Origin of the sequence: Geobacillus sp. GHH01, assembly GCF_000336445.1 — a bacterium.
Classification (GTDB): Bacteria; Bacillota; Bacilli; order Bacillales; family Anoxybacillaceae; genus Geobacillus; species Geobacillus zalihae.
In genome coordinates this window covers 3,068,538-3,091,826 of record NC_020210.1, presented here as the reverse complement: position 1 = coordinate 3,091,826, position 23,289 = coordinate 3,068,538, and the positions used below count along the sequence as shown (strand labels likewise).

General features: G+C 55.0%; 25 protein-coding genes. 21 read left to right on the top strand and 4 right to left on the bottom strand.

Annotation, left to right across the window (positions count from 1 at the left end; all coding sequences use genetic code 11):
- Positions 1 to 18 precede the first annotated feature (18 nt).
- From hpaD to GHH_RS15255, 13 genes are all read left to right on the top strand, one after another.
- Complete coding sequence (hpaD, locus tag GHH_RS15315; protein ID WP_015375770.1) at positions 19 to 1,002, top strand: 3,4-dihydroxyphenylacetate 2,3-dioxygenase; 984 nt, start codon at positions 19 to 21, stop codon at positions 1,000 to 1,002.
- 133 nt (positions 1,003 to 1,135) lie between these two features.
- Positions 1,136 to 2,077, top strand: coding sequence for a 2,4-dihydroxyhept-2-ene-1,7-dioic acid aldolase (hpaI, locus tag GHH_RS15310; RefSeq protein ID WP_015375769.1), 942 nt, complete (start codon positions 1,136 to 1,138; stop codon positions 2,075 to 2,077).
- Between the two features lie 356 nt (positions 2,078 to 2,433).
- Positions 2,434 to 3,213 carry a fumarylacetoacetate hydrolase family protein gene (locus GHH_RS15305; RefSeq protein ID WP_015375768.1) on the top strand — a complete coding sequence of 260 codons (780 nt, stop codon included), beginning with the start codon at positions 2,434 to 2,436 and terminating at the stop codon, positions 3,211 to 3,213.
- Positions 3,210 to 3,950 carry a fumarylacetoacetate hydrolase family protein gene (locus GHH_RS15300; RefSeq protein WP_015375767.1) on the top strand — a complete coding sequence of 247 codons (741 nt, stop codon included), beginning with the start codon at positions 3,210 to 3,212 and terminating at the stop codon, positions 3,948 to 3,950. The genes GHH_RS15305 and GHH_RS15300 overlap by 4 nt, the downstream gene beginning before the upstream one ends.
- Positions 3,951 to 3,967: 17 nt before the next feature.
- A complete protein-coding gene (locus tag GHH_RS15295) occupies positions 3,968 to 4,354 on the top strand; it encodes a 5-carboxymethyl-2-hydroxymuconate Delta-isomerase (RefSeq protein ID WP_013144279.1) in 387 nt (128 codons plus the stop codon).
- Positions 4,355 to 4,370: 16 nt separating this feature from the next.
- A complete protein-coding gene (hpaE, locus tag GHH_RS15290; RefSeq protein ID WP_015375766.1) occupies positions 4,371 to 5,882 on the top strand; it encodes a 5-carboxymethyl-2-hydroxymuconate semialdehyde dehydrogenase in 1,512 nt (503 codons plus the stop codon).
- A 39-nt stretch (positions 5,883 to 5,921) separates the two neighbouring features.
- The gene (locus tag GHH_RS15285) at positions 5,922 to 6,569 is read left to right on the top strand and encodes a GntR family transcriptional regulator (RefSeq protein WP_015375765.1); all 648 of its coding nucleotides are present in this window, start codon (positions 5,922 to 5,924) and stop codon (positions 6,567 to 6,569) included.
- A gap of 77 nt (positions 6,570 to 6,646) precedes the next feature.
- Entirely contained in the window at positions 6,647 to 7,816 is a 1,170-nt protein-coding gene (locus tag GHH_RS15280; RefSeq protein ID WP_015375764.1) for an ABC transporter substrate-binding protein, read from the top strand.
- 61 nt (positions 7,817 to 7,877) lie between these two features.
- Complete coding sequence (locus GHH_RS15275) at positions 7,878 to 8,759, top strand: branched-chain amino acid ABC transporter permease (RefSeq protein ID WP_015375763.1); 882 nt, start codon at positions 7,878 to 7,880, stop codon at positions 8,757 to 8,759.
- A gap of 13 nt (positions 8,760 to 8,772) precedes the next feature.
- Positions 8,773 to 9,837 carry a branched-chain amino acid ABC transporter permease gene (locus GHH_RS15270; RefSeq protein WP_015375762.1) on the top strand — a complete coding sequence of 355 codons (1,065 nt, stop codon included), beginning with the start codon at positions 8,773 to 8,775 and terminating at the stop codon, positions 9,835 to 9,837.
- Positions 9,834 to 10,604: an ABC transporter ATP-binding protein gene (locus tag GHH_RS15265; RefSeq protein ID WP_015375761.1), complete on the top strand. Its 771-nt coding sequence runs from the start codon at positions 9,834 to 9,836 to the stop codon at positions 10,602 to 10,604. Before GHH_RS15270 ends, GHH_RS15265 begins: the two co-directional genes overlap by 4 nt.
- Positions 10,604 to 11,329 carry an ABC transporter ATP-binding protein gene (locus GHH_RS15260; RefSeq protein WP_015375760.1) on the top strand — a complete coding sequence of 242 codons (726 nt, stop codon included), beginning with the start codon at positions 10,604 to 10,606 and terminating at the stop codon, positions 11,327 to 11,329. The genes GHH_RS15265 and GHH_RS15260 overlap by 1 nt, the downstream gene beginning before the upstream one ends.
- 211 nt (positions 11,330 to 11,540) lie before the next feature.
- On the top strand, positions 11,541 to 12,008 hold the full coding sequence (locus GHH_RS15255) for a flavin reductase family protein (RefSeq protein ID WP_013524562.1): 468 nt from the start codon (positions 11,541 to 11,543) through the stop codon (positions 12,006 to 12,008).
- Positions 12,009 to 12,144: 136 nt separating this feature from the next.
- Here GHH_RS15255 and GHH_RS15250 read toward each other — a convergent pair whose 3' ends face one another.
- Positions 12,145 to 12,708 carry an FAD-dependent oxidoreductase gene (locus tag GHH_RS15250; RefSeq protein ID WP_015375759.1) on the bottom strand — a complete coding sequence of 188 codons (564 nt, stop codon included), beginning with the start codon at positions 12,706 to 12,708 and terminating at the stop codon, positions 12,145 to 12,147.
- A 405-nt stretch (positions 12,709 to 13,113) separates the two neighbouring features.
- Here GHH_RS15250 and GHH_RS15245 point away from each other — a divergent pair, with 405 nt between their 5' ends.
- The 6 genes from GHH_RS15245 (at position 13,114) to GHH_RS19665 (ending at position 18,436) form a co-directional block, all read left to right on the top strand.
- A complete protein-coding gene (locus tag GHH_RS15245; protein WP_015375758.1) occupies positions 13,114 to 14,946 on the top strand; it encodes a pyruvate kinase in 1,833 nt (610 codons plus the stop codon).
- A 177-nt stretch (positions 14,947 to 15,123) separates the two neighbouring features.
- Positions 15,124 to 15,687, top strand: a complete 564-nt coding sequence (locus GHH_RS15240; protein WP_015375757.1) for a biotin transporter BioY — start codon at positions 15,124 to 15,126, stop codon at positions 15,685 to 15,687.
- Between the two features lie 4 nt (positions 15,688 to 15,691).
- Positions 15,692 to 16,408, top strand: coding sequence for a dethiobiotin synthase (gene bioD / locus GHH_RS15235; protein WP_015375756.1), 717 nt, complete (start codon positions 15,692 to 15,694; stop codon positions 16,406 to 16,408).
- Positions 16,398 to 17,777, top strand: coding sequence for an adenosylmethionine--8-amino-7-oxononanoate transaminase (gene bioA / locus GHH_RS15230; protein ID WP_015375755.1), 1,380 nt, complete (start codon positions 16,398 to 16,400; stop codon positions 17,775 to 17,777). Before bioD ends, bioA begins: the two co-directional genes overlap by 11 nt.
- A gap of 230 nt (positions 17,778 to 18,007) precedes the next feature.
- A complete protein-coding gene (locus tag GHH_RS15225) occupies positions 18,008 to 18,202 on the top strand; it encodes a hypothetical protein (protein WP_011232484.1) in 195 nt (64 codons plus the stop codon).
- Between the two features lie 99 nt (positions 18,203 to 18,301).
- Positions 18,302 to 18,436 (top strand): hypothetical protein, encoded by a 135-nt coding sequence (locus GHH_RS19665; RefSeq protein WP_011232483.1) that lies wholly within the window; start codon positions 18,302 to 18,304, stop codon positions 18,434 to 18,436.
- 215 nt (positions 18,437 to 18,651) lie between these two features.
- Here GHH_RS19665 and GHH_RS15220 read toward each other — a convergent pair whose 3' ends face one another.
- Both GHH_RS15220 and GHH_RS15215 read right to left on the bottom strand, forming a co-directional pair.
- Positions 18,652 to 18,987 carry a spore coat protein gene (locus tag GHH_RS15220; RefSeq protein WP_011232482.1) on the bottom strand — a complete coding sequence of 112 codons (336 nt, stop codon included), beginning with the start codon at positions 18,985 to 18,987 and terminating at the stop codon, positions 18,652 to 18,654.
- 15 nt (positions 18,988 to 19,002) lie between these two features.
- Positions 19,003 to 19,260 (bottom strand): hypothetical protein, encoded by a 258-nt coding sequence (locus GHH_RS15215; protein ID WP_011232481.1) that lies wholly within the window; start codon positions 19,258 to 19,260, stop codon positions 19,003 to 19,005.
- A 164-nt stretch (positions 19,261 to 19,424) separates the two neighbouring features.
- Here GHH_RS15215 and GHH_RS15210 point away from each other — a divergent pair, with 164 nt between their 5' ends.
- A complete protein-coding gene (locus tag GHH_RS15210; RefSeq protein WP_015375754.1) occupies positions 19,425 to 20,342 on the top strand; it encodes a proline dehydrogenase family protein in 918 nt (305 codons plus the stop codon).
- A 227-nt stretch (positions 20,343 to 20,569) separates the two neighbouring features.
- Here the strand turns inward: GHH_RS15210 and GHH_RS18545 are convergent, their stop codons facing one another.
- Positions 20,570 to 20,719: a YuzL family protein gene (locus GHH_RS18545; protein WP_015375753.1), complete on the bottom strand. Its 150-nt coding sequence runs from the start codon at positions 20,717 to 20,719 to the stop codon at positions 20,570 to 20,572.
- 182 nt (positions 20,720 to 20,901) lie between these two features.
- On the opposite strand from GHH_RS18545, the gene GHH_RS15205 reads away from it, so the two are divergent.
- On the top strand, positions 20,902 to 23,289 hold the full coding sequence (locus GHH_RS15205) for a 3-hydroxyacyl-CoA dehydrogenase/enoyl-CoA hydratase family protein (RefSeq protein ID WP_015375752.1): 2,388 nt from the start codon (positions 20,902 to 20,904) through the stop codon (positions 23,287 to 23,289).

Here is a 23,289-nt window from a genome sequence, read left to right as displayed (position 1 = left end):
CGAAAGGGGAGAAGGATGGTGAAATTTTCTATTATTCGCTGCGCCCGCGCGGTGCTGCATGTGACCGATTTGGCCGCCGCCCGCGATTTTTACGAACGGGTGCTTGGGTTTGTCGTGACGGAAGCGGATGAGAGCCATCTGTATTTGCGGGGGCTGGAAGAATATCATCATCATAGCCTTCTATTGAAAAAGGCGCCCCGCCCTGCGGTTGAAGCGCTTGGCTACAAAGTCGGTTCCGAACAGCAATTGGAAGCGCTTTATGAATGGTTTGCGGCGCAAACGCTGCAGCCGAAATGGCTGGAAGCAGGAAGCCAGCACGCCGTCGGGAGAGCGTTTCGCGTGCAAGATCCGTCCGGGCTGCCGCTTGAGTTTTTTGCCCACATGGAGAAAACAGAGCGGCTTTTGCAGCGGTATGACGTATACCGCGGCGCCCGTGTGCAGCGCATTGACCATTTCAACTGCGCGGTGACGGACGTTCAACGCGCGTACGACTTTTATGTCCAAGGATTGGGCTTTGCCTGCTCGGAGTATACGGAAACGGAAGATGGGAAGCTGTGGGCGGCATGGCTGCACCGGAAGCAAAACGTCCACGATTTGGCGCTGATGAACGGAAAAGGGCCGCGCCTTCACCATATCGGGTTTTGGCTGCCGGACCCGCTCAGCCTCATCCATGCGTGCGATGTGCTGGCGGCGTCCGGATATGCGGCAAACATTGAACGCGGGCCGGGCCGCCACGGATTGTCGAACGCCTTCTTTGTCTATTTGCGCGACCCGGATGGCCACCGAATTGAGCTGTATAACGGCGATTATTTGACGAGTGACCCCGATTTTCCGCCGATCCGCTGGGATTTGGATGATCCGCGCCGGCAAACGTTCTGGGGGCATGCGGCGCCGGACAGCTGGTTTGAAGAGGCGTCTGTCGTTCTTGACGTTCACAGCGGTCAGCCGATCGAGCCGAACGAACCGACATTGGCGAAGCAGAAACCGACCTTCCTGATTTAGAAGAAGACCGCCGCCCTTCTGCTCGCGGTTTTCGGGATCAAGATTATATATGATTTTATCGTTGATTTCATATATGATAATGTGTACAATATAAATAAGATTCAGAAAAATAAAGTCAATAGGGGGCAAGGGGATGGCATACCGCGAGGCGAAAGAACGGCTGCGCGGCTCGATCGCGCCGGTCGTCACGCCGTTTGATGAGGAAGGAAACGTTGATTTTGCGGCGCTCGCCGCGCTCATCGATTGGCATATTGAAAGCGGCACGCACGGCATTTCCGTCACGGGAACGTCGGGAGAGCCGAGCTCGCTGACGCTTGAAGAGCGAAAACAGGTGATGGAAACGGCGAAAAAAGCGGTGGCGGGTCGGGTGCCGTTCGTGCCGGGGACGGGCTCGACCAACCATGCGGAAACGATCGAGCTGACCAAATTTGCGCAAGAGATTGGAGCTGATGCCGCAATGGTCATCGTCCCGTATTACAACCGTCCGTCTCAAGCTGCACTGTATAAACATTTTAAGGCGGTGGCCGAGGCGGTCGACATTCCGATCATCGTCTACAACATTCCGGGGCGGACGGCGGTCAATTTGGAAGTCAAAACGTTGGCGCGGCTGGCCGAAGATTGTCCGAACATTATCGGCGTGAAGGAGTCAAACAAAGATTTTGAACATGTGAACCGAGTGCTTTGGCACTGCGGGCGCGATTTTCTTCTCTTTTCCGGCATCGAGCTTTTGTGCTATCCGATGCTGGCGATCGGCGGCGCCGGATCGATCAGCGCGACGGCGAACGTCGTGCCGCATAAAGTGGCCGAGCTGCACGACGCTTGGTTTGAAGGCGACATCAAGCGTGCGCAAGATCTTCATTTTGAACTGATGGAGCTCAATGATGTGCTGTTCATTGAAACAAATCCAGGTCCGGTGAAAGCGGCGCTCGGGATGATGGGGAAAATCACCCCGAAGCTCCGGCTGCCGCTCGATTTGCCAAGCGAAGAGCATCAGCGGCAAATCCGCCGCACGCTCGTCAAATACGGGTTGCTGGCTGAAGAGACGCAGGACGAAGAAATGCAAAAAGCGACATAAAACAAGCACGTGCAACCGGTCACGAGTGTTGATGATCCGTTGCTTCCCGAAAATAAAGCACCATGCAGCTGCACGCTCCGTCGGCAAGCGAACCGCTTGCCGACGGCGGCAGAAAAGCCGGGAACAATGCTTTCTCAACTGGTTTTGATTGGTTCACCAACACGCCTGGCAACAGGCATATTAGATGCAACGAAATCGTTTAACATATCCTTGACGGAAAAGTGGCTCATCCATTTTTGACTGTCGAAGGCAAGCCTGTGGCTTGCCTCCGTCACGCCAAAGCGCGATCAAATGCTCGGTAAAGCTGCAAATGGTAAAGCTTCAAATGGCATCGATACAGATGAGGAGGATACATGATGGCGAATGTGCGCTTGCGCCTGGCCGGCATGAGGCGGACGATTGAGGCAAAGGCGGATCCGCGCGGCGGGACGGTGTCGTTTGGCGGGCTGACGCACCGCATTGATGAATTGGAATGGGACGCGCCTATTGGCGGGGCGATGTACGGGGTGGCGCTGAATGATGGAAAGGAGTGGGCGGCGCTGTCAAAAGAGATGAACGCCCCGCCGTATGAAAAGCCGCCGGAAGGCCCGGTGCTGTATATGAAGCCGGCAAACACCATCAACGCCCATCGGCGTCTGGTGCTTCTGCCTCGTGGGGTGAAGCATCTTCAGGCTGCTCCGGCGCTCGGGCTGGTGATCGGGCGGACGGCGGCGCGCGTGCGGCGCGAGCAGGCGCTCGATTTTGTATTCGGCTATACGATCGTGAATGATCTGTCGATTCCACACGAGCAGCGGCACCGCCCGGCGGTGAAGGAGCAGGCGCGCGACGGGTTCGCCCCAGTCGGCCCGTGGATCGTGCCGAAAGAGGAAGCGTCGCCGCTCTTTTCGCTCGCCGCACACGTATATGTGAACGGACACCTCGTCCAGCGTGCAGACCCGAGCCGCTTTCGCCTTCCAGTCGAACAATGGCTTGCTGAGGTGACCGAATTTATGACCCTTTACCCAGGCGATGTGCTGTTTTTCAGCTGGCCGGCCGATGCGCCGCTTGTTACAGCAGGAGATGTGGTGCGCATCGAAATCGAAAGGATCGGTGTGTTGGAAAATGAAATCGCCCTGGAACAAGGAGGCGATGAATGATGAGGCGGGCGCGTGTGGCCTGGAACGGAATCGTGACCGAAGCCGAGCCGCTCGACGATGGCCGCCTCCGCCTGCCGGACGGAACGATCGTCGGGGAGCTTGACGTGATGTGGCTTCCCCCGGTGGAGCCGGGAGTGATCGTGGCGCTTGGATTGAATTATGCCGAGCATGCCGGCGAATTGTCTTTTGTTGCGCCGAAAGAGCCGCTTTTATTTTTCAAAGGGAAAAATACGCTCATCGGCCATCGCGGCCGAACCGTTCGCCCGGAGGGGGTCAACATGATGCATTATGAATGCGAGCTCGCGGTCGTCATCGGCCGCCCGGCCAGCCGGGTGAGGGCGGAACGGGCGTACGACTACATTTTCGGTTACACGATTGCCAACGATTACGCTGTTCGCGACTACTTGGAAAATTACTACCGGCCGAATTTCCGCGTCAAAAACCGCGACCGGACGACGCCGCTAGGCCCGTGGATCGTCAGCCATGAGGAAGTCGGCGATCCGATGGCGCTTCGTTTGCGGACGTATGTCAATGGGGCGGTTGTGCAGGAAGGATATACGGGCGATATGATTTTTTCGATCCCGTATTTGCTTGAGTACATCACCGAATTCATGACGCTCGCGCCTGGCGACGTGATTTTGACCGGCACGCCGAAAGGGGCGGTGAACGTCCAGCCCGGCGATGAAGTCGTGGCCGAAATCGAACGCATCGGCCGGCTGATCAATTACATCGTCTAGCCAAAGGAGGAGGAATGATGCCACACTTTATTTTGGAATACACGGCCAATCTCGGCGAAGAGGCCGATATTCGCGGCTTGCTTGGAAAAATTCACCGCGTGTTGATCAAGCGGAGCGATTGGTTTCCCGTCGGCGGCATCCGCTCGCGCGCCATTCGGCTTGACGAGTACTATGTGGCTGATGGGGCCGAAGACGATGCGTTTGTGCACGGGACGCTGAAAATCGGCGCCGGGCGTCCGGAACAGGTGAAAAAAGAAGTCGGCGACGAGCTGTTTGCCGTGATGAAAGACCATTTCGCCCCGCTGTTCGCCAAACGCTATTTGGCGCTGTCGCTTGAGCTGTATGAATTCAACGAGGCGGGGACGTATAAACACAACAACATTCATGCGCGTTATCGGACATAGCGGGAGGGGGAAACGAATGGCAGTGCAACCAAAAGTGCTTCATTATATCAATGGGCAGTTTATGGAAGGGGCAGCCGGTGCGTATTTCGACAACATCAATCCGTTTACGAACGAACCGATCAACGAAGTGGCCGAAGGGCGGAAAGAAGACATCGACGCAGCGGTCCGGGCGGCAAAGGAGGCGTTTGATCACGGGCCGTGGCGGACAATGTCGGTCGAACGGCGTCTTCGTTACCTTTTCCGCATTGCTGACTTGATTGAGCAGTATGCGGACGACATCGCCTATTTAGAAGCGCTTGACACCGGCATTCCGATCAGCCAGGCGAAAAAGCAAGCCGCCCGCGCGGCGGAAAACTTCCGCTTTTACGCGGAAATGGTGAAGACGCGCCTTGTCGGCGAGGCGTACCATGTGAATGGACAGTTTTTAAACTATACCGTTTATAAACCAGTCGGCGTCGCCGGGCTCATCACGCCGTGGAATACGCCATTTATGCTGGAAACGTGGAAGGTGGCTCCCGCGCTGGCGACCGGCAACACCGTCGTCTTGAAGCCGGCCGAATGGTCGCCGTTGACGGCGAATAAACTGGCGGAAATCATCGATGAAGCCGGGCTGCCTCGCGGGGTGTTCAACGTCGTGCACGGGTTTGGCGAAACGGCGGGCGCCGCGTTGGTTGCCCACCCGGATGTGCGCCTCATCTCGTTTACCGGCGAGACGACGACCGGCATGGAAATTATCCGCAACAGCGCCGCAACGTTGAAAAAAACATCGATGGAGCTCGGCGGCAAGTCGCCGCTCATTGTGTTCGCCGATGCGGATCTCGAACGGGCGCTCGATGCGGCGGTTTGGGGGATGTTTTCGCTCAATGGCGAACGGTGCACGGCCAACTCGCGGCTTTTGCTTGAACAGTCGATTTACGACGAATTTGTCGCCCGGCTGAAAGAGCGCGTCGACCGCATCGTCATCGGCGACCCGATGAACCCGGCGACTGAACTCGGTCCGCTCATTCACCGCGATCATTGGGAGAGGGTGAACCGCTATATTGACATCGCCAAGCAAGAAGGGGCGGACGTCTATGCCCCCAGCGTTCCAACAGGATTGGAAAAAGGCAATTTTGTGCCGCCAACGTTGCTGCTTGGTTGCCATAACGGCATGAGGGTGGCGCAGGAAGAGATTTTCGGACCGGTCATGGCGGTCATGTCCTTTGCGGATGAAGAAGAGGCGATACGGCTGGCGAACGATGTGAAATACGGGCTGGCGGCATACGTCTGGACGAACGATATGAAGCGCGGCCACCGCGTCGCCCAAGCGATCGAAAGCGGGATGGCGTGGGTCAACTCGCCGAACGTCCGCGATTTGCGCATCCCGTTTGGCGGGACGAAATACAGCGGCATCGGCCGCGAAGGTGGGCATTACAGCTTTGATTTCTATACGGAAGTGCAAGTCGTCCACGTCGCCGTCGGCGATCCGCCGATCCCCGCGTTCGGCAAGGGGGAGAAACCGACCGCCTTGTCTGCCGAACAGGCATAACGACTAGTCAATGTATATGATCTAGTATATGATAAACGTATGGAAACGAAAGCGAAAAACAAAACCCAATTGGCTTACGAGTATATTCTTTCCCGCATTGAAAACGGCGTCTATGGCCCGGGATACCGCGTCGTCATCGATCAAATCGCCCGCGAGCTTGGACTCAGCAGCATCCCGGTGCGCGAGGCGATCCGCCAGCTCGAGGCGGAAGGGCTTGTCGAATTTAAGCCGTATACAGGCGCCGTTGTGAGCAACATCAACGAGAAAGAATATATCGAGACGCTGTCGGTGTTGGCTGTGCTGGAAGGCTATGCGACCGCGCTTGGCTCCGCCAATTTGACGAAGGAGGCGATCAACGAGCTTGAGCGGTTGAACGAACGGATGGAGCGGGCGCTTGAAGAGCTGGAGCTGGAACGGTTCAGCGAGCTGAACTATGAATTTCATTCCTTGATTTACGCCCATTGCGGCAACGCCTACCTCGAAGAGCAAATCAAGCAAATTTGGCAGCGGATGAAGCGCATCCGCGTGTACGGATTTACGTTTGTCCCGCAGCGGGCGAAAGCATCGATCGAAGAACATCGAGAGATCATCCGTCTGTTGCATGAACAGGCGCCGCCGCATGAAATCGAACAATACGTCCGTCAACACAAAATCAACACCGCCGAAGCGTTTAAGCGGCGGCGCTGATCTTCTTCCGCCGGGTGGAGGCCTGGCGGGAGAACGATGATTTGAAAGCGTTGTCAATATAAAAGGGGGCAAAAAAGATGAAAAAAGGAATGTCTCTATTGATGGCGGCATTATTGCTCATGTTCCTTGCCGCCTGTGGGAAGACGGCGACATCGGGAGGAGAGGATGAAATCAAAATTGGCGCCATTTTTTCGGCTTCCGGCGGGGCGGCCCCGCTTGGCAAACCGGAGATGGAGACGGTCAAAATGCTCGTTGAGCAATGGAACAAGCAAGGCGGCATTGATGGAAAGAAAATTAAGCTGATTGCCTATGATGACAAGTCCAACCAAAACGAGGCCGTATTATCCACGAAAAAACTCATCGAACAAGACAAAGTGACGGCCATCATCGGCGGCACGATCAGCGGCAACTCCTTAGCCATGATTCCACTCATTGAAAAAGCAGGCATTCCGTACATTTCCCTCGCCGCAAGCAAACAAATCGTCAACCCAAGCGATGGATCCTCGCGTCATTGGACATTTAAAACCGCTCAAGGGGACAATATCGTCATTCAGAAGCTGCTTGGTTTTTTAAAGGAAAAAGGATGGACGAACGTCGCTTGGCTGAACGTCGCCAATGCATACGGAACAAGCGGGCATGAAGAGTTTGTGCATTATGCCCCGGAATATGGGGTGAAAGCCGTCATCGAAGAGGAATTTGAGGCGACGGTCGATGACGCGAAAGCGATGTTGACAAAGGTGAAAAAAGCGAATCCGCAAGCCATTATCGTATGGGGAACGGCGCAGGAATCGGCGGTCGTCACGAAAAACATCCGCCAGTTGGGCATTGAGGCGCCGATTGTGGAAAGCCACGGCATCGGCACGAAAAGCTTTATCGACTTGGCCGGGGAGGCGGCCAACGGCGTATGGTTCCCTGCCGGGCGCATTTTAGTGGCCGATCAGCTTCCGGACAGCGACCCGCAAAAAGAAACGCTGCTAAAATACAAAGAACAGTTTGAGAAAGCGTACGGCTATGCCCCGACAACGTTTGGCGGACATGCGTGGGATGCGTTCCATTTATTGGTCAATGCGATCAAGGAGGGCGGCGCGGATCAAGAGAAAATACGGTCGGTTCTGGAGAATACAAGAAAATTTATCGGCATTTCGGGCGTCTTCCATATGTCGAAAGACGACCATACAGGGCTTGACGCCGACAGTTTGGTGATGGTGCAAATTCAAGACGGAAAGTTTGTGCTCGCCGAGCAGTAAACAGGGAATGAGGTCGCTAATTCCCTTTTGTTCCACCTAACCGTTGAAGGAGGGACGGGGCATGGAAGCGTGGAGCCAGTTTGTGCAGCTGCTGTTTTCCGGGCTGACGGTCGGCAGCATTTACGCGTTGGTGGCGCTCGGATTTGTCATTACGTACAGCGTGACCGGCATTTTAAATTTGGCTCAAGGCGATTTCGCTATGTTGGGGGCGTTGTTTTGCATTACGTTGGTCAATAATGGCGTGCCGTTTGCCGCGGCCATCGGCTTGAGCATGCTTGCTGTTATGGCCGTCGGCGCGTTGTTTGAACGGCTGGCGATTCAGCCGGCGCGCCGTTCGCCTGTCGCCGTGCTCATTATTATCACAATCGGCGTTTCGTTTGTGTTTCGCGGATTTGCCCTGCTCGTTTGGGGGACGGATCCATACGCGCTGCGCCCCTTTACGGGCCATGGAGCGCTTGAGGTGTTTGGAGCGGTCATCCAATGGCAAAGCGTCTGGGCGATTGTCATTTCGCTCGCAAGTTTTGCCGCCTTGCATCTGTTTTTTCACCGAACGTACATCGGCAAGGCGGTGGCGGCCTGCGTCATCAACCCGTTTGCCGCTCGGTTGATGGGAATTGACATCCGCAAAATGTCGCTTGGGGCCATGGCCGTCAGCGCCGGTCTGGGGGCGCTCGCGGGAACCGTCATCGCCCCGATTTCGGGCGCCTCCTATGATATGGGGATGATGATCGGGCTGAAGGCGTTCATCGCCGCCGTTGTCGGGGGATTGACGAACGCCCCGGCGGCGATCGCCGGTGCGTTTCTCGTTGGGCTGCTTGAATCATTTGCGGAAGGATACTTGTCCTCGGGGTACAAAGAAGCGATCAGCTTTGGGCTGTTGTTGCTTGTGCTGTTGTTCATGCCGAACGGGCTGTTTGCCAAGATGACAGGAAAACGGGTGTAAGGGGGGCGGACAGATGGAGCGCGTTCAACAAATGGCGGATGGGCGGAAACGATGGTTGTTCCTTGCCGGCGCAGCTGTCTGGCTCGGTCTCCCCTGGCTCGTCTTCGGCAATAACTACGTGCTAAGCACTCTGATTCTCATCGGGCTGTACGCGCTCGTGAGCACAGGGATGACGCTGTTGATGGGATATGCGGGCCAAATTTCGCTCGGTCAGGCGGCGTTTTACGGCATCGGCGCTTATGCGTCCGCCTATTTGACCGCGCATGCGGGATGGCCGTCCTGGCTGGCGCTGGCTGCCGGCGCGGTTTTGGCTGCATTGGTGGCGCTTGTGGTCGGCATTCCAGTTTTTCGGCTGCGTGAGCATTATTTGGCGTTGGCGACGTTAGGATTCGGTGTCATTATGTTTACGTTCTTTAAAGAATGGAAAGGGATCACGGGAGGGTTAAATGGCTTTTTTGGCATTCCCCCGATCCGTATAGCTGGGGTTCCGTTGCAAAGCGATCTCCAGTTTTACTACCTCGTTTCGTTGTTTGTTCTGGCCGGGTTATGGTTTGCCCATAATATTGTCCGCTCCCGGGTCGGAAGGGCGCTGCGGGCGATTCATGGAAGTGAAGTGGCGGCAAGTTCGCTTGGGGTGAACATTATGAAATACAAGCTGCAAATCTTTATGCTCAGCGCTGTCTATGCTTCGATTGCCGGGAGCTTATACGCCCATTATGTTACGTTTATCAATCCGGACTTATTCGGCATCGTCCCGTCGATTTCCTTTTTGATTATGGTGGTGATCGGTGGATCGGCCCATGTGTGGGGCGGGCTCGTCGGCGCGGCCGTCTATGTTTGTTTAGGAGAATGGCTCAAAGCCGTTGTCCCGCTGTTGCTTCCGAATGCCGGTGGAGAGTTTGAAATTGTCTTTTTTGGCTTGTTGTTGGTGGTCATGTTGATTTATATGCCGAACGGGTTGACGGGTGTGATGCAAAAGAGGATGCGGCGCTTTTTTGAAATGGGCGGACGTCAAGAGAAGCAGGTAGCCACAGTTGAGAGGCATAAGGCGCGTTCGATCGGAGGGGAGCGGGGATGAGCGCAGTGTTGCTCGAAGTGGAGCAATTGTCCAAGTCGTTTGGCGGCGTTCAGGCGGTGCAGAACGTGTCCTTTCACGTGAAAAAAGAAGAAATCGTCGCGGTGATCGGGCCGAACGGGGCGGGCAAAACGACCTTGTTCAATATGATCAGCGGCATTATTCCGCCGACGAGTGGTCTCGTTCGTTTTCAAGGAGCCATGGTCAGCGGCAAACAACCGCACGAGTTGGCGATGCTGGGAATGACAAGGACGTTTCAAAACTTGCAGCTGTTTGCCGAGATGACAGTATTGGAAAATGTGATGGTCGGCTTTCATACACGGTTGACGGGCGGAATCCTCAGCGCCGGCTTTCGGCTGCCGCGTACGGTGAAAGAAGAAAAGCAAGCGCAGAAACAGGCGTTTTCCTGCCTCGAGCAGGTCGGTTTGGTCCATCTCGCCTGGGAGCGGGCGGGCACGCTGCCATATGGGATGCAGCGGCTCGTGGAAATCGCTCGGGCGGCTGTGTCTCGTCCTTCGCTCATTTTGCTTGACGAACCGATGGCCGGGCTGAACCCGCAAGAATCCAAGCAGCTCGTTGATGTGTTGCTGGCGATGAGGGAACAAGGCTTTACCTTTTTGTTCGTGGAACATGATATGGAAACGGTGATGGCGATCGCCGACCGGATCGTTGTCCTCGATTATGGCAAAAAAATCGCCGAAGGGGCGCCGGAAGAAATTGCGCGGCATCCGGATGTCCTCAAGGCGTATTTGGGAGAGGAGGCGGTCTGATGCTTGTGCTTCGCAGCGTTCATGTCCACCACGGCCATTTGCACGTATTGAAAGGGATCGATTTGCACGTCGGCGAAGGAGAAATCGTGGCGATTGTCGGAGCCAACGGGGCGGGCAAAAGCACGCTGCTCGGCACGATCGCCGGCGTCTACGCTCCAACCGAAGGGGAGATTCTTTTTGAACATAAACCGCTTCCATACGGAAAGGTGGAGCAAATTGTTGAAAAAGGTATTTGCCTTGTGCCGGAGAGGCGGCAAATTTTTGACAGTCTGTCCGTGAGGGATAACTTGCTGCTGGGGGCGTACCGCCGCCACCGCCGCGACGGACAGGAAGTGAAGCGCGACTATGAGCGGGTGCTTGAACTGTTCCCGAAACTGCAAACGATGCTCGACCGTCCGGGAGGACTATTAAGCGGCGGCGAACAGCAAATGCTGGCGATCGCCCGCGGGCTGATGGCGAGACCGAAGCTGCTCTTGCTTGACGAACCATCGTTAGGGCTGGCGCCGCTTGTGGTCAAGGAAGTGATGGGGATGCTGACACAGCTCTGCGATCAATTTCAGACGGCCATGATTCTTGTCGAGCAAAACGTGCGTGCCGCCCTGCAGACAGCGGATGAGGCGTATGTGTTGGAACGGGGAAGCATCGTGGTGCACGGGAAGGCCGCCGAGCTGCTTGCCGATGAGCGGGTGGCAGAGGCGTACCTTGGAGCGGCGGGCCGCCGATGACAGCCGTATATCGTCGTTGTTTCTTTCCCCTATTTCTGCTATGATGGGGGTAGATTTGACCCTCATTTCGGCATGAATGGGGCCTAGCCATAGAGGCAAGATGTCGGACGAAGCGCCCGTCGTGTGGAAACATCAAGAAGGAAAGCCGCCCAACCGCCAGCTGAAGGCGTAGGGCTGCTGGATGACGAAAAGGGAAGGATGGGAGAAACGTATGGATGATCGTACATTTCGCAGAGCCATGGGAAAATTTGCGACCGGCGTGACGGTCGTGACGACCGAATTTCAAGGGGAAGCGAAAGGAATGACGGCGAACGCGTTTATGTCCGTTTCGCTCGACCCGAAACTTGTCGTCGTCTCCATTGGCCATAAAGCGCGAATGCATGACATTGTCAAGCAAACGGGGAAATTTGCCGTCAACATTTTGCGGCGCGATCAAGAGGAGTTGTCGCGCTTGTTTGCCGGCCAGTTGAAAGAAGAGCGCCCCGTTTCGTTTGATTGGGTGAACGGCCATCCGATTTTGCCGGAGGCGTTGGCGAATATTTTATGCAACGTCCACAGCACGTACGTGGCCGGCGATCATACGCTTTACTTTGGGGAAGTGACCGATATTTTGATGAAAGACGAACCGGGCGACCCGCTCTTGTTTTTTGAAGGGAAGTACCGGAGCATTGGACAATAAGCGCCCTTGGATGGATCGGGGCCGCTATGTCGATGCGGGTACGACGCAACAGGCAGTTCAGCCCGTCATCTTGCGTCCCGGCCGTTTCCATGGCGCTATTAGAAAAGGTGTCCCGCTGTTTGGGACACCTTCGTTGTTATTTTTTCAATACATCGTGATCAACGTACCGTTCGCCGTTCAGTTCGCTGATGACGTTGATGGCGACTTTCGCCCCGTCGCCCGCTGTGATGATCGTATGAACGCTGACGCCGGCCACCGTCCCTGCCGCCCAAATGCCGTCGATGTTCGTTTTGCCATTGGCGTCGACGTCAATCACCGTTTTAATGCGCGGCTCCGTGCCCGGTTTGGTGCGCAGGCCGATTTTTTCCGCCAGATCCGTGGCGACGCCGGTGGCGAAAATGACGTGTTTCGCCTCAAAGGAGCCGTTTTCCGTTTCGAGGCGGAATCCCCCGTCTGTTTTTTGCACATTTGTCACTTGCGTTTCCACCAATTCCGCCCCGAATTTTGCGGCTTGCTTTTTCCCGGTTTCCACCAATTCCGGGCCGCTGATTTCCGGAACCCCGTAATGGTTTTCCACCCAAGCGCGCTTTGTCATGCCTTTGTCGCTGTCAAACAAGACCGTTTTCTTCCCGGCTTTGGCGGCGAAGATCGCAGCGCTTGCCCCCGCAGGCCCGGCGCCGATGATGGCGATGTCGTACATCGTGACCGCCTCCTTCTTTTGAATATTGGCACTATTATTACCTTATCACAAATAGAAAAAGAGTCCAAATGATCTGCTCATTATTTATAATTATTATCATTTTGTATTTACTTTAAATAATCATGGGTGTATAATAGATACCAAACACGCAGCAAAGGGGAGGAAACGCGTGAATAAACCGGCCGTTTGTGAACAGTGCGGTCAGCCGTTGCGGCGGCTGAAACATTCGCTGCTTTGTCAATGCGGGATGAAAATTGTCGTGCAAAAATAATATACCGAAAAAACGGCTTCCTGTTTCTGTCGCATTCAACCGGCGAATGGCGCCGGTTTTTTTCTGTCCTCATTTGGGGCGGCGGCGAATATATAAAAGTAAAACCGCATTTTTCACAAGGGTTGGTGCCGCTGATGCACGACAAACGAGATTTGGGCGCCCGCTTGGCCGCCTTTTACCGAGGGATGGCGGAGTGGGTGGGACAAAAGCAGAAGTATTTTCCTCTTCCATCCCATGAAGAGAGCCGGGATCAGTTGCTTGCTTGTTTATATATGAGGGAGCACATGCCGTCGGATTTGCGTGAAGCGATGGAAGACGCCGGATGGCGGCTCGAGGGGCAAGAGGCTCATCTCATCGACGCGATCGAACAAGTTTTGGCATATTTGCGCACGCGGGTTGATGGCGGATGGGAGCTTCGAAAGATGACAAGAAAGGAAGCGAAACAGTTGCTTCATAAACGGGCGGAGGCAGTGTTCGGAAGCCCAAGTTCTGTTCGGCCGACACGCATTATGGTGACGATGGACGAGGCATGGGTGGATGAGCCGGGGCTGATCGAGCGGCTGCTTCTTTATGGCATGGACATCGCCCGCATCAACTGCGCCTACGGTTCTCCGGAAACGTGGGAGGCGCTCGTGGCCATCATTCGTCAAGCCGAGAAGCAGTTGGAGCAACAGCTGCAGGGGAGGCGATGCCGCATTTACATGGATCTGCCGGGGCCAAAAATCCGGGTCGACCGCTTGGCGGTCAACGCGGGGCCGATGAAGCTCTCTGTGAAGAAAAATCTATATGGAGAGCCAATGGAGCCGCTCTTCGGCCTCATTTCCTTCTCTTCTTCCCCGCCGCCGTCTCCGCTCCCCCGCGATGTTTCATTCTTGTGGCAGTTGACGGCTGAGGACGGAGCGACCGTCGAAGAAGGGGATGAACTGCTGTTTACCGATGTGCGCGGAAAAAAACGAAAACTTCGGGTCACTGAACAAATCGCGCCGTCTTGTTTTAAAGTTCTTCTTTCGCGGACGGCCTATGTGCAAAAAGGGATGAAACTGCGGCGCGGGTCGGCTTCTTTCACTCTATGTTCTGTTTTGTTCATTCCAATGAAAGCGTTTGTCACGGTCGGTACACCGCTGTATATTTATTTCGATGACGCTGCGTTTGCACAGGCGCAGAATGGCTGCGGTGTGAAAATGACGACGACGTTGGCGAAAGCGTGGCGCAATGTGCGGGCGGGAGACCGCCTTTATTTGAACGACGGCCAAATTGCAGCGCGGGTCGTGAAAGTGCACGAGCGGCATGTAGAGGCCAAAGTCGTTGCCGATGGCGGAAAGCGAAAAGCGATTAAGCAAGGAACGGGCATCCATCTTCCCGATTCGTTTCTCCATTTGACTGTTCCGCCGCTCACCGACCGCGACCTTGAATGGATTCCGTTCATCGCGAGATGGGCGGATATCGTCGGGCTGTCGTTTGTTCAGGCCCCTCATGACCTGCGAAAGCTTTATCATTTGCTTGCCGAACAAGGGGCTGGTTCTCTCCCGGTGATCGCGAAAATCGAAACGCGGGCGGCGCTTCATAACTTCGTTCGCATCTTGCTTGAGGGATTGAAGTTTCCGGCGTTTGGTGTGATGATTGCGCGCGGCGATTTGGCCCTGGAGATTGGATTTGAACATCTTGCGGCCGCACAGAACGACGTTTTGGCGCTATGCCGGGCGGCTCACATCCCGGTCATTTGGGCGACGCAAGTGCTTGAACAAATGGCGAAAAAGGGAATTCCGTCGCGCGCGGAAATCTCGGATGTTTTTCTTGGAAAACAGGCGCAATGCATCATGTTGAACAAAGGAAGGCATATTGCGGAGGCGGTGCGCTTATTGTCGTCGTTGTTGGAAAAGGAGGAGAGGCAGAGTGAGCCGCTGGCGATGCCGAAAACGGACGGCGAACGGATGAACCTGCTTAACTTGTGGGAGGATGAAGGGTGAGCGTTGGCCACTGCTTCCGCCGTCTGTTTGAGAAATGAGCCGCTCCAAAAAAGGAGTCCTGCTGTGTTAGGGGGCTCCGTATTTTTTGTCTAAATGTAAACCTATATAAAAATAAAGTTGACAAATAAAAAACATATCAGGCACAATAGAAACAAATATTTGGAGAGGAGGGAAGATGTGCGAATCCATTCCTTTGTTTGGGCGGCATTTTTTGCCGCGTTGACGGCTGTTGGTGGGTGGATCAAAATTCCGGTGCCGTATGTGCCGTTTACGCTGCAAATCGCGGCGGTGTACTTGGCCGGCTGTCTGCTTGGCCCAAAAATCGGAGCGCTTAGCCAACTTCTATATGTCTTGATTGGGCTGGCGGGCGCGCCCGTGTTTGCGGAAGGAGGCGGGCTCGGTTATATTTGGAAGCCGACGTTTGGCTATTTGCTCGGTTTCATCGCCGGGGCGTATACGTGCGGCTCGCTTGTGCACCGCTTTCAATGGACAAGAGCGCAGGACATATGGAAGGCGAATTTGGCGGCATTGTTGGTCGTGTATGTGTTTGGCTGCGCGTGGCTGTACATAGCGATGAAATGGATCGCGGGGGCTCCGCTTTCCATCGGCCAAACGCTATGGTTCGGCTTTCTTCTCCCGGTGCCGGGAGATCTCGTGCTTTGCGCCGTTTGTTCGGTCATCGCGGCGCGCGTATGGCCGCGCGTCCGACCGATCATGATGACTCGAGGGATGGGGGGATAAGAGAATGGGGCAAGCCATTTTCATGACGGGAACAGGAACAGAAATCGGCAAAACGGTCGTCACTTCCATCGTGGCGTTGGCGCTGGAGCGGCTTGGGATGAAGGTCGGCGTGTTTAAACCGGTTCAGACTGGACTGGCCGAAGACGGGGTGTCGTTTGCCGAACAATATTGGTATGAACGGGTGGCGAAGATTCCGACATCAGAAGGCATGTACTATATGGAACCGGCGATGTCGCCGCATTTAGCGGCGAAGTTGACCGGCACGTCCATCGAACCAGAGAGGGTGGCCGAACGGTTGGAATGGCTTACGCAGCGCTATGATGTGGTGCTCGTCGAAGGAGCGGGAGGGTTGGCCGTTCCGTGGTGTGAGCGCGATGGACGATGGTATATGACGAGCGATTTTGTCCGCGACTATGAGGTGCCGGCGATTCTCGTGTCGCTCTCAAGCCTTGGTGCGATTCATCACGCGGTGACGACGGCGGCGTATGCCGACGCGCAAGGCATTCGTCTGCTTGGCCTGATGTTTAATCAGTTTCAGGAACAAGAGATCATCCACCAAAACAATGTCGAAACGATCGCCGCCTTGCTTCGGCTGCCGGTGCTGGCGGTCGTGCCGCTCCTTCCTGCAGTCTCAAGGAGGGAACTGGAAACCCTAGCTCAGCATTGGATCGAACAAGGAAAGGCGAAACAACTGCTGGAGGTGCTTGGCGTTGGCGTATAGCTACGAGCAATTGGAACAGTGGGACAAGCAGTACGTCTGGCATCCATTTACGCAAATGAAGCAGTATGCCAAAGAACGCCCCTTGATCATTGAACGCGGGCAAGGAAGCTATTTGTACGATGTCGACGGCAACCGGTACTTGGACGGCTATGCGTCGCTATGGGTCAATGTCCACGGCCATAACGATCCGGAGCTGAATGCGGCGCTTCGCGAGCAATTGGAGAAAATTGCCCATTCGACATTGCTTGGTTCGGCGAATGTGCCGTCGATTTTGTTGGCCAAACGGTTGCTTGAATATTGGCCGCACATGTCAAAAGTGTTTTATTCCGATACCGGGGCGGCGGCGGTGGAAATCGCGCTCAAGATCGCCTATCAGTATTGGAAAAACATCGACCCGGTCCAATATGCGAAGAAGAACAAGTTTGTCTCGTTGAAGGAAGCGTACCACGGCGATACGGTCGGGGCGGTGAGCGTTGGCGGCATGGAAACGTTCCACCGCATTTTTGCGCCGCTTTTGTTTGAGCGGATCGAAGTGCCGTCGCCGTACGTGTACCGTATGGACGAATACGGAAGCGAGCAGGAGATCGTCGGCTATTGTTTGCGTGAGCTGGAACGGGTGCTTGAGGAGCAGCACGATCAAATCGCCGCGGTTGTCATCGAGCCGCTTGTGCAAGGAGCGGCGGGGATCATCGTCCATCCGCGCGGGTTTTTAAAAGGAGTGGAAAGGCTTTGCCGCCGGTATGGGGTGCTCTTCATTTGCGACGAGGTCGCCGTCGGCTTTGGCCGCACCGGCACGATGTTCGCTTGTGAGCAGGAAGAGGTGAAGCCTGATCTTGTCTGCCTTGGGAAAGGGATTACTGGAGGATATTTGCCGCTCGCGGCCACACTGGTCACGGAAGAGATTTATGCGGCATTTCTCGGCGATGTGGACGAAGACAAAACGTTTTACCACGGCCATACGTATACGGGGAATCAGCTCACTTGTTCCGTTGCGCTGAAAAACATTGAGCTCATCGAAAAACGCAGCTTGATTGACAGCGTAAAGCGGAAGGCGCGCCGGCTGGCCGAATGGCTTGAGCGGTTGTATGAAATTCCAATTGTTGGCGACATCCGGCAAAAAGGCTTGATGTGCGGCATTGAAATCGTGAAAGACCGAAGAACGAAAGAAGTGTTTCCGCGCGCGGCCATGGTGGAGCACCGGATCATCCTTGAGGCGCGCCGGAGGGGGCTTGTCATCCGTCCGCTCGGCCCGGTGTTGACGTTCATACCAGTTCTTTCGATGAGCGAAGATGAAATGGCTGAGGCGGTGCGCATTTTGTTCGATTCGCTTGCCTGTTTGTACGAACAGGCGCGCGCAGAGTTTCTATAAGCGGGGGCGGCGGACAGCCGCCTGCTTTTGTTTTTCGAATATACTGGGAATAAAAGAAAATAATTTCCTTTAATGAGAATATATTGTAGAAAGAGACCTTCCTTTGCATTCACGGATCGATGATTTGGGAGAAATCGCCGTTTTTCACCAGCCTTCTAGGTACTGGCCTAAGCAGCGGGCGTTTTTCCTGCATACAGTGGGACTAAAGCAAGCGGAAGGGGGGAAGCAAGATGAGCCATCTCCAAGTGGCGGATGAGCGCATTTGGCGGCCATGGGGCTGGTGGTTTTGGCGGCCGCGCCCGTTTTTCTTCGGCGCTCCGTTTTTTGGCGCTCCATTTTTCGGCGGCTTTTTAGGCGGTTTGCTCGGGAGCGCATTGGTTCCGCCGTTTTTCTATCCGTGGTGGTATGGCCCCATTTGGTGGTGAGAAACCGGCAAGGGTTGGGCGGACGGCCCACCCTCTTTTCTTGTTTGTTGCATATGAATACAGTGTAGCATTCTAGCTTTGGGGAAAGGAGAAGGAACGATGCTATTTCCAGGATTGTTGTTTGGCGCCCCATTTGTCGGCGGCTTCTTGGGCGGACTGCTCGGCGGCGCGTTAGCTCCGCGTCCGTTTTACCCGTACCCGCCGTATCCGCCGTATCCAGGCTGGTGGTATTGATCGTCTATTCATGAAAGAATAAGCATCCCTGTGGAACAAGAAGGGGTGCTTATTCAATGATCCCGGTGTCGCGGATGCGGACGTCCGCTGTTTGCAGCATGCTCCATACCGATTCGGATGGCGCTGTCATCCCTTTCTCCCCTTTCTGCGCCCTGTCTTCTTAACGGATGGAGAAAGAGGATGTCCTTCTGCCGTTCGGACATCCCCTCGTTTTGTTATTGCATGGCATTTCGTTGATAAGGGAGCTGATTCGTATACCCTTGGAACTGCTGGTACGTTTGCTGAAGCTTTTGCGGATCGGCGGCTTCAAGCTTGTACCATCCTTTTTTGAACATCAAATTGTACAAGTCGCGCTGACAGTTTTGCGTTTCGGTGAAAATATTCATCATATCTTGATATAACGGTTGGTTGCTCGCTTCATGCAAAAAGACGCTGTACGACAAGGTCATGTATTTTTCCGTCGTCAACATGTCGTTTAGAAAATCGCGCTCGTTCATTTGCGGCGTTTTCGGCACTTGCATCTCCGGATTTTGCACTTGTTTTGTGTTCATGCGGCGTTCCTCCTTTCACATCACCGGTGGCTGCGGCGGGTTTTGCAAATGGCGCAAAATCATGTCGTAATGGCGCTGATGCATCTGTCCAGCGCGCTCGATCGCCTGCACCACTTCAGGGTCTCGGCATTGCGAGGCGAAAAAGTGCGCTTTTTTCGCCGCGAGCAAGTTCCACGACATCATGTCGGAAAAATACATGGCGTCTTTGGTGGACACCATTTGCGGCGGCTCGGGCATCGCCGCCTGCGGGTTCATTTGTGGTTGCTGTTGCATCGTTGTTCGCTCCTTTCGTCGGTTGTTCGCTTGTAGATTGTGCAGAGAGTGGAAAATTATGCGCATATAAAAAATAAACCGTGGGGAAAAAACATATTCAATTGAATTGAAACATGGTACAATAAGAATGGTGAATGCGTTTCCATACAAGGAGGCTTGCAACAGTGGAGCAGTTGATGCGCGATTTTTTCCTGTTCTTATCGAAAAATAAAACATTGACGAAATGGGCGAAACGATACGGCCTTCGCTTCGGCGCTTCACGGTTTGTCGCCGGCGAAACGATCGAGGAAGCGGTGCGCGTCATCCGCCAGCTGAACGAAAAAGGATTGGCGGTCACGGTCGACTATTTGGGTGAGTTTGTCGACAATGAGCAGGAAGCGAATGAGATGGCGCGCCATTGCTTGGAGGCGATTGAGGCGATCAGCCGGGAGAAGTTGAACTCGCAGCTGTCGCTGAAAATGACATCGATGGGGCTTGATATTTCCGATGAGCTTGTCATGCGCAACATGCGCCGCATTTTGGATGCGGCAAAACAGCGCGGCGTGTTTGTGACGATCGATATGGAAGACTATTCGCGCTGCCAAAAGACGCTGGACATTTTTAAAATGTTGAAAAAAGAATACGACAACGTCGGCACGGTGCTGCAGGCGTATTTGTACCGGACGGAACAAGACATTGAAGATTTAAAGCCGTACCGCCCGAACTTGCGGCTCGTCAAAGGAGCGTACAAAGAGCCGCCTGAAGTGGCGTTTCCGGATAAAAAAGATGTCGATGAGAACTTTAAGAAGATCATTAAAATGCATTTGCTAAACGGCAACTATACGGCGGTGGCGACGCATGACGACGCCATCATCGAATATACGAAGCAGCTCGTCAAAGAATACAACATTCCCAACAGCCAGTTTGAATTCCAAATGCTGTACGGCATCCGCCCGGAGCGCCAACTCGAGCTGGCGCGCGAAGGATATACGATGCGCGTGTACGTTCCGTACGGCACGGACTGGTATGGCTATTTTATGCGCCGGCTCGCCGAACGGCCGGCCAACGTGGCGTTTGTTTTAAAAGGCATCCTCCGCAAGTAGGGGCGCAAAACAGAGGAAAACGCCGGCGGCCGCCGAGCGTTCGGGCGCAGAAGGGGACAGGCATCCAGCGAGCGGCCATGAAGCCGGTTTCCATTTTAAACCATGGCCGCTGCATATCCCGAGGCGTCGGGCGGTCATTTGAGGGAAAGGCCGTTCAGATCGTGCGGCCTTTCTTTGCTTTTCCCTATATCTGCAGCTATGACAGGCGGGAGCTGACGATGTGGGCGTCAGCTCCCTTGCATGTTGTGCTTTTTGTACTGCTGGTTTTGGCTTGTCCGTTTGCCGCCGCCGTCGGCTTCGACCGTCGGGCCGGCGTTTCCTTTGACGCTTGCGGCGCTGACGCCGCGTTCAGACGGATTTTTTTTCAGCCGGGCCATCGTCTTCACCTCCTGTTTGTTAGTATGGATGAAAGAACGGCCTCGATGTGAAAAAAATGTGCGCAAATATATTGCGAAAATTACCAACATACTATATATTGAATATAGAGAACGTTTTCACGGCTATTTTTTTCGCCGAAAAATGAATGATGATTCATTCAATGGTGTGAGGGGGAACCGAAATGGCAAAACGCATTCGGCGCGCCGCGGTGCTTGGGTCCGGCGTCATGGGTTCGGGCATTGCCGCCCATTTGGCGAACGTCGGCATTCCGACGCTGCTGTTGGATATCGTGCCGCGGGAATTGACGAAAGAGGAAGAAGCAAAAGGTTGGACGCTCGAGCATAAACAAGTGCGCAACCGCCTCGCCAATCAGGCGCTCGAGCGGCTGCTCAAGCAAAAACCGGCGCCGCTCATGTCCAAAGACAACATCGCTTTGATTGAAACGGGCAACTTCGAGGATGACTTCCACCGGCTCGCGGAAGTCGATTGGATCATTGAAGCGGTCGTTGAAAAGCTGGAAGTGAAAAAAGAAGTCTTCGCTCGCGTCGACGAGGTGCGGACGCCGGGGACGATCGTCAGCTCGAACACATCCGGCATCTCGATCGCCGCAATGGCGGAGGGGCGTTCCGACGATTTCAAAAAACACTTTTTAGGCACGCATTTCTTCAACCCGCCGCGCTATTTGAAGCTGCTTGAGATCATCCCGACGGAGCATACGGATCCGGATGTGGTCGCCTATATGAAATCGTTCGGCGAAGACGTGCTCGGCAAAGGCGTCGTCATGGCGAAAGATACGCCGAACTTCATCGCCAACCGGATCGGCACGTATGGCTTGCTCGTCACCGTCCGCGAGATGATGCAAGGCGGCTACAGCGTCGGCGAGGTCGATTCGGTGACGGGGCCGCTCATCGGCCGGCCGAAAAGCGCGACGTTCCGCACGCTTGACGTCGTCGGGCTCGATACGTTCGTGCATGTCGCCAACAACGTGTATGAAAACGTCGAAGGGGAAGAAAAAGAGGCGTTCCGCGTGCCGGAGTTTATGAAAACGATGCTTGAAAACGGCTGGCTCGGCAGCAAATCCGGACAAGGCTTTTTTGTCAAGCAAGGAAAAGACATTCTCGAGCTGAACTACGTCACGATGCAATACGAGCCGCGCAAAAAGCTTGTCACCCCGGCGGTGGAGATGGCGAAGCAGGCGAAAGGAGCGGCCGCCAAGCTGCAAACGCTCGTGTATGCCGATGGCGACCGCGCGGGAACGCTCCTTTGGAACATCATCGCACCGACATTGCTGTACACTGCCCGCCTTGTCGGGGAGATCGCCGACGACATCGTAGCGATCGATCAGGCGATGAAGTGGGGGTTCGGCTGGGAGCAAGGTCCGTTTGAACTGTGGGATGCGATCGGCCTCGAGAAGTCGGTGCGCAAAATGCAGGCGGAAGGGCGCGACATCCCGTCGTGGATCACGGACATGCTCGCCGACGGAGCCACATCGTTCTATAAAACGGAAAACGGCCGGCTGTTCTATTATGCGCCGGGCGGGTATAAAACAGTAGAAGAAAACGAAAAAGTCATCCACATCCGCCGACTGAAAGAGGCGCGCGGCGTCATCAAGAAAAATGCCGGCGCCAGCCTCATTGACCTCGGCGACGACGTGGCGCTTCTGGAGTTCCATTCGCCGAACAACGCGATTGGCGCCGATATTGTCCAAATGATCAACGAGGCGCTTGAGGAAGTCAACCGCAACTACAAAGGGCTCGTCATCGGCAACCAAGGGAAAAACTTCTGCGTCGGCGCGAACTTGGCGATGATGCTCATGGAGGCGCAAGACGAAAACTTTTTTGAATTGGAACTTGCCGTTCGCCAGTTCCAGCAAGCGCTTCTCAAAATGAAATACAACCCGAAGCCGGTCGTCGTCGCGCCGTTTGCCATGACGTTAGGCGGCGGGGCGGAAGTGAGCTTGGCGGCTTCGCGCATCCAAGCGGCGGCCGAGACGTACATCGGGCTTGTCGAAGTCGGCGTCGGCTTGATTCCGGGCGGCGGCGGCAACAAGGAGCTGTACATCAAACGGTTGAACAGCCTGCCGCGCGGCGTGGACGTCGACTACGTCAAAATCGCGGCCAGCGTATTTGAAACGATCGCCATGGCGAAAGTGTCGACGTCAGCGGCGGAAGCGCGCGAGCTTGGCTTCTTGAATCACCGCGACGGCATCACGATGAACGGCGACCATCTGCTGTATGAAGCGAAACAGGCGGTGCTCTCGATGTATGAGGAAGGGTACCGGCCTCCTGTAAGGAAGAAAGTGCCGGTGGCCGGCGAAAGCGGCTATGCCGCCATGCTGCTTGGGGCGCAGTCGATGTTCCATTCCGGCTACATCAGCGAGCACGATTTGAAAATCGCGAAAAAATTGGCGTATGTTCTAGCCGGCGGCAAAGTGCCGTACGGAACGGAAGTCGACGAGCAATATTTGCTCGATCTCGAGCGCGAGGCGTTTTTGAGCCTCATCGGCGAGCCGAAGACGCAAGCGCGCATGCAGCATATGCTTGTGAAAGGAAAACCGCTCCGCAACTAA